We start from the raw sequence: 12,759 nt of genomic DNA, 5'->3' as shown, positions 1-12,759 counted from the left end.
CTTCGCAGTCATCTTAATCATTTCTATGGTAGGGCTCGACTCTGCTTCCTGCATCGGGTCTGGCTCGGTGCCTAGTTCCAGCCCGTTCGAGGCATTCAGCATGATATCCTCCTGACCCACCAGACTTATGGAGTCTTTGTCCAGTGTCAGGCTGACTGTATTCTTCTCGAACAATACCCCGTCTTCCCCGAGCTCCATCTTCGCTTCTCCCGGCATGTGAAACACCTTGGTAGCTGGCTTTTGAAAAACCGTCCGTCTCTTCATCTCCTCCCCTCTTCCACGAGAAGAGTTCACCGCCATGGCCTGTTTCTCTATACCGCTGGGGAAATAGACTTTAATTCGCGCGCCTTCGTCCGGCATACAGTGGAAGATGTTATTTCCTTCTGGGGAATAGGGGAACCACCAGTTCCCCTGTTCATCATGCTGCTCGTCAATATCCAGATGGACCTTGACCATATTGTTAGCCCGCTTAACGACTCGCCCTTCCAAGGCAACGCCTTGGATAGACTGGTTGAACCGCGATTTACGGCGCAGGGCTTGGCGTTTAACTAGCAAATATTCATGCTGAATAGTGCCCTTTTCATAGGTTGTTACGGATTCCGAGATCACCCAGAGTTGATGCTTGAACCCTACATTCTCGCCTACTTTGAATACTTTATAGCGTCGACCTTGAAAAATAATAAAGAGATAACAAAAAGAGGCCAATCATGGTGTTATCTGACCATAATTGACCTGTTTAATGTAACAAAGCAGTATTAAAAACGATGGAATTTACACTCAAAGTGTGTACAAGCAAATGCTAAAGTCTCTTGTTTCTTCATTCGCTAACTACGATTTTTTACTCTTTCCATTGCGACTGTTTGAATTTTGTCGGGGAACTGCTTGAACGCTATCGTCTACACGGACACAAGACTCTACTGTTTCATGATCCGACCCATTCGGCGCCTGGAATTGCTGAATCCTTGTTCCCCAAGTTTGAATTTAATTTTGCGTGTTCCATCTGCTTTTCGATTAGTATGAAAGATTTCTACGAAGACCGTAGCTGCTCCCTCATCGTTATCTTTTTCTTTCGCTGCTTCTAGCAATTTGTAGGACTTCGCACATTACTGATACCGAGTATTTATCAGGATTTTGCTGAATGATCTTTACTTTCGTCCCCTGATCAGCGCGGCTTGCTTTAAAATATCGTTTTCCATTTCGAGTCGGTGTCTCGTTTACGAAGAACGGTGAGTTCTTTCTCTTCATCAGTTCGGTTATCCTTTTCAGAAAAGGAACCTGAGGGTTTAGCTTGCTTAATCCAGCGATCAAGTGCGGATGGACTAAGCTCATACTCTCTCGCAATAGCTGCTTTCGGCTTTCCATTTTCGTATAACTGAACCATCTGTTTCTTAAATTCTGCTGTAAATGTACGTCTGTTTCTTGGCATCGTAAGACAAGGATTTTTTTGCGTTCTTCATTCACAAAATAATGGAGTTCTAAAGTATCTTCTCACTTAATTTATTGCTTTTGTATACGTAGTTTCTAGAATCCCGTAATAGTAATATTTTTATACGAAATTGATTAAAACTGTATATTCAATTCTTCATGGAGCGCTTTTTCTATATATTTCTCAAAACTACTTGCTAAAATTTCTGTTCCACCAAAATCAAAGTCAAAGACAATAATCTCTCCATTGGAAGAATCAAAACCTATTGGATTGCCTGCACCATCTACCCCAATAACAACAAAATTCTCATATCCTTCAGGGAGGATACTTCTAAATTGTAATGATTTATCTACAAAAGATGGTGTAGCCACAAGCTCCGCCTCATTTAACCCTAAAACAATTGCTTCACCAACTGCTCCAGAACCATATTTCAAAAGAAACATTTTAAAGTCCTCTGGTAATTTTACTTTAAGTTTATCTTCAGCTTGCTTCACTTCCTCAATACTAACAGGACCTCCAAATGCTTCAGGGTACATTTCAAACTCCTCATCTATTGCAATTAACAACTCATTTTTCACTTTATTATCCCCCTTTTAATCATTTCATTAGCGTATCTTGCTTTCCAATATTCTTTACGCCAATTATTGAATTCCTGCCTAGCTCCTCCGCTGCCGACCCCACCCTTATTTCCAAATGGATGCTGTCTTTTATTTCCTAAATCATGGTATCTACTAGGCATCTCAATTATTGGACCCTCAACTCTTTGTTCATGATGATGAAGTATAATTGTATCATTTGCCCCATCTTTCGGTGAGTACCCTTTTTTAAATGAATATATCAGTTCTTTATCTGACATATTAGATAATGAACGTTGTGCTTTAACTTCAAAACCTTTAAATTGCGCAGTAAATTTACTCGTTTGCTCATAACCCTCTAATGCTTGTTGGATCTCTTCACGTGATACTTTATAAATATCTTTTTTTGAACCTGAATTCCCCGTCCCCTCAGCCCCAGGCTGCGGCTTGGTTTCCGGATCCGGCTTCGGCTTTGTACTATTACCTTTACCAGTACTATTTTTGGTGCCTTTTCCCTCACTAAACAGGTACCAAGGCTCGCCCCCATTCTTCCCAAGAGTCTTGCCTCCTGTTTCTAGAGCAAGTTTACCAGAAAAACCTAGGTTTAACGAGTTGCGGAACTCATCCCATGTCTTTGGCAGGCTATCTTTGATCTCGCCCATCCGTCTGCCCGTATTATCTAGAATTCTTCTAACGGCTGGATCATTGATCCCTGTCAACATCTTCGTTCGGGTTGATTCATTTATGAAATTTCTCGCTACTCTTCCCGCTCCACGGATCAAGAAAGCCAAATCCACGACCGATAAGGCTATGCCTGTGACATCTAGCATATGCTGGTTCATCCCTAGAAACTTTGGATCTTTGAAGTAATTCTCATTCTCCAAATCCTCCAGCTTCATAGAGCTTACGACCATCTGACTAATTCCCCACGCTCCGCTTACAATGGCATACAGATACATCGAGCTTCCGCCTGTCGGGATAGCCGTAATCAATGCGATTGCACCAAATACAAAATTCCATGCTGCTGCCTCTTTTTGTGGGCTTACCACAAACTTCTCTATGTAATACCGGGAATAATATACCGGGCTATTCTGGTTCTTACTTAAGTAGTCTGGCTTTTGAGGAATGACATAATCCAGCGTATACCATTCTTTTGCCTGGGTTAATTTGGATACCATTGGGTCCAGGATATGTTCTTTGAAGGCAGACAAGCCCTTGTCTTGTGCTATTGCCTTGTTAATGTGGTCGGTTATCGTGGAGCCCAGTTCGGACATCCTCTCCTTATGCGCCTCTTTTTTGGCCTCCTTCTCCATGTATTCCTGCTGCATCTGCTTCAGCTTTACCGGATCTCTAAAATCCTTCTGTTGTTGCACATACTTGGCATAATACTCATCGTATTCTGCTCGTTCTCGCTTTTTCTCGGCTCTAGACTTCTCGGCTTCCTCAGCTGGCTGAGTATGCCTCGCATAGCGCAGTTTAGCTACATATTCTCCATCATCTTCAACTACAGCTTTAACCTTCTCCTTACTATCTGGCTCATCCTGTAGCCTTTGCCTTGCTCGTTCCCTAACCTGCTCACGCTCCTCATCACTAATCTCCTCTTCCTTCTCCTCAATCCCCAGTATTTTATCGATAATATTATGATTCGTCCCCATTTTAAATACTTTGGTAAGATCATCTTTATCTCTTTCTTTCTTATATTTCTCGACCTCATCATCCATAATGGCATCTAGGTATAATTCTTCCATTTCGGAATCTGTCAGCATGTCTAAGAAGCTCATCTCAACCTTATGGATATCAACTTTCGGAGTTTTCAGCCCCACCTTATTCTTCGTGACAGCAATAAAGTCTTCTAGTCCTATAAAAAATCGAATCTCTTCTTCTGCCTTCATTTTGATATAATCCGGGACGGGCTGATATTGGCCAAACTCTAAGGTCTCACCCGCTACTAGTAGCAGTGAGCCTTCGGATTCCAAATGTATATTTTCCCGATCTAAATGCAGTCTTACCGTGTTATGCTCGAATAGCACTCCCTCTTCCCCAAGCTCCATCTTTGCATTTCCCGGAACGTGAAAGACCTTCGTTGTTGGCTTTTGGAACACCGTTCGGCCTTTCATTTCTTCATGAGTACCGCGAACGGAATTAATGGCAATTGCCTTCTTTTCTTTCCCTCCTGGGAAATATACCTTGATCCGAGCTCCTTCCTCAGGTAGGGCATGAAACATATTATTGCCTTCTGAAGAATAGGGAAACCACCAGTTGGTTTGTTCATCATAATGGTCGTCAATATCCAGGTGTACCTGTACCATGTTGTTAGCACGTTTTACGACTTTTCCTTCCAAAGCTACACCTTGAATGCTACGATTTTGCCGAACCTGAACACGAATTCCTTCACGCTGCACTAACTTGTACTCATAGTTCATAATTCCTTCTTTATATGTTAGCTGTGAAGCGTAAACTACCCATAATTGTCCTTTAAAGCTGACATTATCTCCAACTTGTACATACTGATGGCTATTTACTAAGTAGCCGACTGTATGGATACCTTGAACAGTTGAGTCACCTTGTCCCACCAACTGGTGGAGATAGGCTTCCTGGTCTTTGATCATCGTATAGGACTTGGCTTGCAAGACTTTATTCCACGAGAAATCAGGCACACCGAAGTAAACCCGAGGAGCATCCAGAACAATATCTGGCAAAATAGCTGTTCCGACTTTTGATGCTATCCGCTTTAAAAACTGCCAATCCGTTTCCTGATATTGCACCAGCAGCTCTCCAATTTTTGATTCCGGATGAGTAGCTTCATTCATTGCTGCTCCTCCAGGATAACGTTCAGCCAATTGTTCTATGAGTGAAGTATAGGTGAGATTTTTATTTTGATAGGAACGCTGCCGAACCTGTTGATCCATAACATACGACCTGGAGATTGCTTCAACCGATACGTGCCAAATCCCATCCTCAACGTTAATCTCCACCTTGGATATTCCACCAGCGAACCAAAATTCCTGATGTTCTCCTGTATGAAGAACTCGGATACTATCGTCAAAGCTCCCCTTTTCCAGGCAAATCTCGGCATCCTTCTCTGTCATGACTAATGTTAAGGTACAGCGGGCATGTTCGTTAAATTCTCGGTGTACTTGTATATTCCGTACTGCTTTATAAGGATAAGGAAACTCAACCTGGAACCTCGCCAATTCCGCAACCGCGTGATTAGCCTCATCAGCCATCCCATCACCTTCTCTCATTTACTTAAGTCTTATTAGCCCTTATCCTTGATGCAACAGTTCACTGGGGACAGGTTCCATTCCGTTGCTAAGTAATTTGATCTGGCCTCCGTATATGCAACTCAGACAGGAATGATTGGTTAAGGCCGGGACGCCCTCGATCTGGAGCTTCTCGTGCCCATTCTGCCACTGCACCTCACCAAAGCCATATCCAATGGGAGTAAAGAACATCAGGGCACCTAAATTCGGAACACAGGGCATTAACAAATTTTCCTTTCCAAATAGATGGGTTCCTGTATCTGGATCATAGTCAAACGAATAGGGAGAATAGGAAGCGGCTAAATTATTCAGCTTTAGCGGATGAAACTTACTGCGGCAAAATCCGAAGGAATATAAATTCCCATCCACAGTTTCACTAGGTTTTTCAAAGGGGATACCGGAAAAGATATCGGATTCTGAGGTTGATACTTTGCAATCCTTAACGGTTAAGAGAGGCTTGCCATTGAGATAGGTCCCGTTCTTATTAGGCTGATTCAGGATGTCTTCATGAGTACCCATTGTACAGTACATATAAGCTCCCTCAGTAACAAGCGTTTTCTTCTGCAAAGACATGTTCGTTAATTCATTGATTATAGACTTCTTCAGAAAATTATCGTAATTCACTCCTTCTCACTCTCCTCTATCTCTTCTATAGTGATGCGATCAATTGCAATACCGTACAAGCTATGACGCAGGATATGCTCTGCTACATTCAACCTCAGAATGACATATTCTCTATGAAGGTATGTTAATTTAAAGAAAGGTAATAATTTTAGAATTTCATAGGAATTAACAATAAATTTAAGCTGCTTTTGAGGTACAAAAGAGGTTGTCTGTTCCAGGCCTACAGCGGATATCTCTTGTATATCAAGTAGGAAATATGGAAGCTGTTGTCCAGGTACGGAGGAATCCATGATCATTACATTTTTCGAGGGCAAAGTTTTTGTATAATGAGACATGATCGTACGAATCTCTTCTGAGAACAATAGGGTGGGCTGTTCTAACATACAACCGTAATCTCTCAAGCCTAAGCCTTGAATCTGTACGAATTCTACTTCGTCTGCATGCTGGAAGCCACGCTGCAATGATCCAGAGCAGGATATAGATCCTTCTATTCCTCCTAATCTTGGATCACGTGTTAATAAGAAGTACTCCAAGAGATGAATCTCCTTTCCTTATACTTATTTCATACTTACATTTCTGACCACAGAATTGATTGACGTTGGGCTTCAGATAAATCCACCTTCTCCTGATCCTGATAGAGCATCTGACTTCCGCTCAAATCTGCTCCGCGAAAATCCGTATGTTCTAACTTAGCCCCTCGAAAATCCCCGGTAAGACGTGCGCCCTGAAAGGTTGCACCAGTAAGATCCGAACCAATAAACTTCATGCCATGAATACCGAAGAACACTGCTTCTTCTTCATTGACTGCATGCCGAGTTCCTATGATGGAGTGAAAGGATGCACCTTGAAGATTACAATTGGAAAAATCCGCATCAAACATGATGCTTCCGGAGAAGTCAACATACATACAATCACATTGGTCCAGTTGACAGCCTATCATCCTGGCAAAGGACCAGTTCGCCGCTTGTAACTTGACCCCCTGCAGCCGGGTATAATTGAGATTTATTCCTCCATATTGAGTGTTTGAAAGATCAGCATCTGTAAAATGCTCATGTACATAATCATGCGGTAAACCTTGATCAAGCCAATTTTTTAAACTCTGATCTTTTCTCCGATTGCGGTTACAGTAATATACAGACTCTCCGAGCAGGACATCTCCGTATTCTCCAACAATCACTTCAAACTCCTGTCCTTTATTCAGTGCCTGATAAGAGGGTAGAGCTACAACCTGCTTCATGGCATAACGAACCAGATGCACGCTGTAAGCCAGGAAAGGAGATAGTTGTTCCTTTTGCCAGGATTCAAAGAACCAGGGTTTAATTACACCCATATAAGTTTTTAACTGTGTAAGGCAAAATTGATCCCAGGCTTCGTAAAACGAATAAATCCACTTTGCCTCATAACGAAATTCAAAATGGTTATATTCCTGTATAGATGGCTGGTCACAGGCCTCAATCAAAAACTCAAAGGCCCCTTCTGCCAATCGTGTACGCAAGAACGAGAGACGAATAATCGCGCACTCCTCCATAGTGCCGGCAGCTTGACGATTTAGAGCCCACTTACAAAGCTTATCGATGACTGTTGTGATTTCTTCCGTCAGAGTATCTATATGCTGTACATAAAACGTATTAAGCTGCGTTATGTGATGAAGCCTAGAGGGCAATACCACATTCGATAAAAAATGATCCCAGGTTTCTAACGAGTTCATTGGATCCCCCTTACCAAGTACGTCTTATTAGGTCTCTATTCGTTTACCAGGATTTCGACACCTTTGATATTAATTTGTCCTTGGTCAATCTTAATGCCTGCCTCACCTTCCTTAGTGGACATATCGATTTGATTAGCCATAAAGAGAATCGTTTTTGCTGTCATTTCAATTTGTTTCCCTGTCTGAATTGAAACTTTATTACTGCTGTTGAGAATCATGCTTCCATCGTTAAACAACGTAATCCAAGCTCCTCCACCTGCTCCAATAATGCTAATCCTGTCTTTCTCAAACTTAATTTGCTGGCCGTGAGGGGTTAAAATAAACTTCGTATCCGGGTTAGCCATAAGGTCTTTCTTCAGATCCTTGTCGTAATGAACTACCGGCTGAAGCTGCTCCGTTTTTACCACCGTATTGGTCACGGTTCTGGTGTTGGTTACAACCGTCTTCTGTCCCCCGCTACCGTTATTTGCTGCAGACGTCTCTTCCATCGCCTCAGCCGGGAGCTTCTTTCGCACTGTGCTGAGCGCAATTCCTTCTGACTCTTTGAAACCAGGGAAATAAATTCGCACGTCATCTCCCTTCTCCGGCATGCAGTACCAGCCAGTTTGATCTTCAGAAGCGTACATGGTGGAGTACGGGAACAGGTGGGCTGTCTTCAAGCTCCAATCCTGATCATATTCAAGCTGCACTTTCACTTCGTCTCTCACGACATCCTTGACCTTGCCCTGAATCGACGCACCAACAATATGAGAGTTATATACTTTCTTCTGGTATGTGGCTTTCTTCGAACGCAATGTATAGGTATGGGTCAGCACACTTCGATGCATTTCTGTCAGAATCTCACATACATGAAGCTTCTTCCCCTTGAAAGTGACCCTATCTCCTAATTCCATCACCTGATTCGTGACCAATTCGTAACATATGAAATCTTGTTCAACAAGCGGCGCCTTCTCGTTTTCAGCTATTTTTTTTAAAGCGAGAATATCTTTGTAAACTCGGTAATGGGTTGCCTGAATCTCTCCTATCTCCTGATGCTCCGGCATGCCCATATACACTGAAATCCGATCCTGAATTACAGAGGGGACCAGTGGGGCGTGATAATGAGAGGCCAATCTTTTGAGGAATGCCCAGTCTGTCTCCTGGTATTGGAGCGTAAACCCGCCTAATGTCTTATGTTCTGTATATGTATCAATCAGATTAGCTCTACTATAAGTATCACAAATATGCTTCATTACTGAAGGAATGGGCATAGCGGCATTTTGGTAGGCGCGAAACTGGGGTTTGATGTCCATCGCGTACGTATGTGAAATGGCTTCCGCTTCTAACCAGTAGGCATCCCGATCTACACGCACATGCAGTTTTAGAATCATCCCATGAAACAACGTGTGTACCTTGCCGTCGGCATCTGTATAATACATATGAATTGGCAGCTGTTCACTAGCCATCTTCACATATTGCTCTTCCATCTCCTCAGCAATAATCCCCGTGAAGCGTAGTCTTGCATGGTCTTGAATTTTCTTCTCTAATTTCAGCTCCAGCAGTGTCATCTCAAACGGAGCAATTTTCAGGGTTTCATACGTAACCGTTTGAATAGCCATCTATTCTCAACTCCCCTTTACCATTTTCATACCTAAACCACTTATTATACGAGCCTTCTTAATCGACAACCATTCTCTGGGGTCCCTGCTTAGACCCACCCAAATGCTTTTTCCGGCCACCCTTGGTCTCCTCCAACACAAGTGCTAGTGCTTGATGTAATTTATAATTGTCGTATTCGTTATATGAAGTTCCTGAACGTGTACTTAGATATTGCTGAGCTACTTCTCTCTCAATCGTTCCTTGGTTAAGACATAATAATGCAAACATCAAATCCATAGGGTCAGAACTTCCCGAAACCAGCATCTCTTGAGCAAATCGATTAAATATCAGAGGAGACAAAGTTCCCTGCCTATTTCCTGCATAAGCCGCATTTACAATATTCAAGGTATTGTATTCTGTGACCATATCTGCGAAGTCGAGATAACTGGAACGAAGTGTTGCCCCCTCCTTAAGCTTGAAGCGGGCCAGCTCTAATTCCTGATCATTTGGGACCGTATCTTCAAGAATGATCTTCCCTGTGGATTCATCGAAATCAGGCGAAGAGGTACCCGGTCTGAACGCTATCTTGAGCACGAGCAAACGGCCTGTTGCCTCATAAGGAATTTCCGTCTTATCTTTCAGGAGATACAGATCCCCACGAAACTTAATGATTCCTGGAGATACTGTCAGCACCTTGTCTTGGACAGTAATTTCCGTTCCCTCAACTATTCCGTCACTGAGATTCTGGAAATGAATATTAGCCAGATCCCGGGGAAAGTCACGTAAATTCTCAAGCATTGTCCTTTTTAAAATGCGGCCTTTCTCGAACTTCGGCTTTATATTCACGAACAACACCGTTCACCTCCCTTCCTGATCGCCCCTACTTAAACCCGTCAAAAAAATCTAATTCCGAAACATCCTGTTCAAACGGGAATATAACTCCTTTGCCTAGATACAGCTGGTCTGCTTGGCGTGCTACAGGAAGTACATGAAATCCCCATTGCTGGAGATCGGCATATACAAAAAACTTGGTTTCCCCATTTACAATAGAATCCGTATCATCCTGAGGAATCCGGCCGTCTAGGTGCTTGGCAATATCCTCATACAAGACAGGCTTATAGTTATTTGTCTGATTATAATAGCTGTATTTATGTCTTAGTTGTCCATCGCTCCCAAACAAGTACAACTCTACTTCAGCTACATCTGAAGGTCTGGATACTGCACCTGGAGAGCCGTTACTTGGATCCAGATAACGAATGAGCTCTACCTGACGCCCACTATGCGTATAAGCACTCACCGCATAAGGAATCATCGCGGCCTGATTCCGGATCACCGCCTCGACAGTCCCTGACTTCCGCGCATTCCAGTACCTGATCGCCCCGCGCAGACAGGACAGCTTCAGCTCCGGCACCCGCCCCTCTGCGGGCTTCTGCCGGAATTCGATGCTTCTTCCCGGAACGAACTCCTTGAGCGCTTCCCGGAAGACATCAATCCGGCAGGACTGACCGGTCAGCTTAATGATCGAATAATGGCCAAGCCGGCCCTCCTGATAGAAGTCCTCAAGGAACTTTCGGACGACATTATAGATGTCCGCCTTGATCAGCTGACTGATCTCCTTAATGTTGAACACGACATCCGGGAATTCATACTCATCCTTCAGCTCGGCCCCCCGCCTTACCGAGAGGAACCAGCGCTCCATGGTCGTAATCTGCAGATCCTGCTCTCTCTCTTCCTGGTGCTCGGAGTAGAAGCGATTGCGTAGAATGCCTGTTTTGCGAAAAAACTGCTCCTTCATGTTCTCGGCAATCTCCCACAGAAAGTAGAAATTGCCCCGCACACGCAAATACTCGTCCCGTGACCTGTTCTCATACTGCGCATACGCGGTAGGAATGATGGCTTCCGCCTCGGCATACTTGCGCATAAGCTCCGCATAAACCTCTCCAATACCATGCTGGTCCACCTCGCGGAACAGGTCGTTCCCAGGAATGGGGATCAGGGAATCAATATCCGTGATCGTTCGGCGGCCTGATGTGTAGTAATCGGCGAATACGATTTTCATAAACTGCATAATGCGGTAGGTAATATTGTCTCCGCCGAAGTGGGTATCCCCATTCTCATAGGTCGTCTCCATATCAAGCCGGAAGGACATGTGCCCATCCGCAAATTCGAATTTGCAGGAGGAGAGGTCGGTCGTCCCGCCGCCGCAGTCGATCACAAGCGCCTGATATTCCTGGCCTTCCCGGAAGCTGCCCTGCTCAATCCCATCTGCAATTGTGTTATAGAGCACGGCCATCCCTTCATCCAGCGCATGCTCGCGTTCGATGATATAGTCGGGCAGCAGCTCTGTGAACATATTAAGGAACGGTGCCTTCATCTTGATCGGACTCGTAAAATGCAAATACTTGAACTTGCACTTGAACTGATGCTCGGCCATCGAAATGATATAGCGAAGATAGGCTTCCAAAATATCTCGGCGTCTAACCCCAACGGCATTACCCTCGGCATCCGTAATCTCGATCGCCTTGTTATATCCGTTCACCCAGCGCTTCAGCCCGAGGAACACGTTGGCCCGGCCGCTGTACCCGCTGCGCCGCATGTTCTTCAGCGCTTCATAGCCGAACTCGTACTGTATCGCTTCCGGGTTCGAGCAATCCGCAACGCTGACAGCCGTAGGCAGCGCTTCTGTCCATTCCAGCTGCTTGTAGGTCGAGTCCAGGAACTTGACGAACTGTACCTCTCCGGCCAGAAAGCGGCCGCTAAGCCCATCAGCCTGCTTCAAGTGACGGGCCTGACCCGCCTGGCCCGCTCCGCCCGGCAGACAGGCACCCGCTGTCGTATTGGAAGTGCCGAAGTCTATCGCCAGCACGGCGTCCGTCTCCTCTAACCGGCGGATCTCCAGATCGGCTAGCGGAATCTTGTAATAATGCAGCTGTGCTGGCGGCAGCCCCTGCTCTTGATAATAGGTTTTATAGAGGTACTCCGAATCTCGTCTGCGGAAGAATAACAGGCTGTACTGGCGATTCGCCGTGGCTGCCCACTCGTTGCCCGCTTCAGCCGTAAGATAGAAGCCGCGCTGCTCATTATCCTTATGTAAATTGAATATCCCACATATCTCCATCTGATCATTGACCAGGAGCACATTGGATTCGTTCAGCTCCGTCCCGGCGCTAACTCTGTAGCCGTCGCTCTTGTCCACCGCCATGCCTTCATACAGGACGAGGCGGGCTGGCACCCGAATGGCGCCATCTCCCTTCAGCGGCACTCTAGCGTATTGCCTCAGCGCACGCTGAAGCCGCTCCAATCCGCCTTCGCTGGCCGTCGTAATCCACAGCTGCTCGTCTGCGCTCAAATATTTCAGGATGACGCGGATCATCTCTTCCCGGTCCAGCCGCCGGGTCAGACCTTCTACCAATCGTTCTTTATAGCAAATATTGCGCAATTGAAAGGTTGTCATCTCTTCGAGCTCTTCCCGGCTGTACCGGATCGCTCCCCGAATGCGCTCTTGTTCTGTAGAATCGGTATAGAGTCTATATCCCCTCATGCCTCACGGCCCTCCTTCCTCCCCTTAAGTCCAAGACAACAAGC

Annotated in this window: 10 protein-coding genes; 1 reads left to right on the top strand and 9 read right to left on the bottom strand. The window is 44.9% G+C overall.

All coding sequences use genetic code 11. The features are described from left to right. Window positions 1-240: 240 nt before the first annotated feature. Window positions 241-552: a hypothetical protein gene (locus tag DCC85_RS22875; RefSeq protein WP_159081787.1), complete on the top strand. Its 312-nt coding sequence runs from the start codon at window positions 241-243 to the stop codon at window positions 550-552. A 625-nt stretch (window positions 553-1,177) separates the two neighbouring features. Here the strand turns inward: DCC85_RS22875 and DCC85_RS05275 are convergent. From DCC85_RS05275 to DCC85_RS05235, 9 genes are all read right to left on the bottom strand, one after another. After that, window positions 1,178-1,426: a transposase gene (locus tag DCC85_RS05275; protein WP_108464630.1), complete on the bottom strand. Its 249-nt coding sequence runs from the start codon at window positions 1,424-1,426 to the stop codon at window positions 1,178-1,180. Between the two features lie 134 nt (window positions 1,427-1,560). Then, on the bottom strand, window positions 1,561-2,004 hold the full coding sequence (locus DCC85_RS05270; RefSeq protein ID WP_108464629.1) for an SMI1/KNR4 family protein: 444 nt from the start codon (window positions 2,002-2,004) through the stop codon (window positions 1,561-1,563). Continuing rightward, a complete protein-coding gene (locus DCC85_RS05265; protein ID WP_159081786.1) occupies window positions 2,001-5,228 on the bottom strand; it encodes an HNH/ENDO VII family nuclease in 3,228 nt (1,075 codons plus the stop codon). Before DCC85_RS05265 ends, DCC85_RS05270 begins: the two co-directional genes overlap by 4 nt. A 39-nt stretch (window positions 5,229-5,267) precedes the next feature. Continuing rightward, window positions 5,268-5,888, bottom strand: coding sequence for a DUF4280 domain-containing protein (locus DCC85_RS05260; protein ID WP_108464627.1), 621 nt, complete (start codon window positions 5,886-5,888; stop codon window positions 5,268-5,270). Then, window positions 5,885-6,421, bottom strand: a complete 537-nt coding sequence (locus tag DCC85_RS05255) for a hypothetical protein (protein WP_159081785.1) — start codon at window positions 6,419-6,421, stop codon at window positions 5,885-5,887. The genes DCC85_RS05260 and DCC85_RS05255 overlap by 4 nt, the downstream gene beginning before the upstream one ends. Window positions 6,422-6,456: 35 nt before the next feature. Beyond that, window positions 6,457-7,596: a pentapeptide repeat-containing protein gene (locus tag DCC85_RS05250; RefSeq protein WP_108464625.1), complete on the bottom strand. Its 1,140-nt coding sequence runs from the start codon at window positions 7,594-7,596 to the stop codon at window positions 6,457-6,459. 35 nt (window positions 7,597-7,631) lie between these two features. Then, the gene (locus tag DCC85_RS05245; RefSeq protein WP_108464624.1) at window positions 7,632-9,194 is read right to left on the bottom strand and encodes a hypothetical protein; all 1,563 of its coding nucleotides are present in this window, start codon (window positions 9,192-9,194) and stop codon (window positions 7,632-7,634) included. Between the two features lie 58 nt (window positions 9,195-9,252). Next, a complete protein-coding gene (locus DCC85_RS05240; protein WP_234414354.1) occupies window positions 9,253-9,972 on the bottom strand; it encodes a DNA and RNA helicase in 720 nt (239 codons plus the stop codon). Between the two features lie 82 nt (window positions 9,973-10,054). After that, complete coding sequence (locus tag DCC85_RS05235) at window positions 10,055-12,715, bottom strand: acetate and sugar kinases/Hsc70/actin family protein (RefSeq protein ID WP_108464622.1); 2,661 nt, start codon at window positions 12,713-12,715, stop codon at window positions 10,055-10,057. Between the last annotated feature and the right edge of the window lie 44 nt (window positions 12,716-12,759).

Origin of the sequence: Paenibacillus sp. CAA11 (assembly GCF_003060825.1) — a bacterium.
In the GTDB taxonomy this organism is placed as follows: Bacteria; Bacillota; Bacilli; order Paenibacillales; family Paenibacillaceae; genus Fontibacillus.
Note: the sequence above shows the minus strand (reverse complement) of the source record. Positions and strands in the feature narration are given on the sequence as shown.

Bases quoted from the DNA above. Each gene is read 5' to 3' on its own strand.
- DCC85_RS05245 (WP_108464624.1), bottom strand. From the start codon at position 9,194: ATGGCTATTCAAACGGTTACGTATGAAACCCTGAAAATTGCTCCGTTT.
- DCC85_RS05275 (WP_108464630.1), bottom strand. From the start codon at position 1,426: ATGCCAAGAAACAGACGTACATTTACAGCAGAATTTAAGAAACAGATG.
- DCC85_RS05235 (WP_108464622.1), bottom strand. From the start codon at position 12,715: ATGAGGGGATATAGACTCTATACCGATTCTACAGAACAAGAGCGCATT.
- DCC85_RS05250 (WP_108464625.1), bottom strand. From the start codon at position 7,596: ATGAACTCGTTAGAAACCTGGGATCATTTTTTATCGAATGTGGTATTG.
- DCC85_RS05265 (WP_159081786.1), bottom strand. From the start codon at position 5,228: ATGGCTGATGAGGCTAATCACGCGGTTGCGGAATTGGCGAGGTTCCAG.
- DCC85_RS05240 (WP_234414354.1), bottom strand. From the start codon at position 9,972: ATGCTTGAGAATTTACGTGACTTTCCCCGGGATCTGGCTAATATTCAT.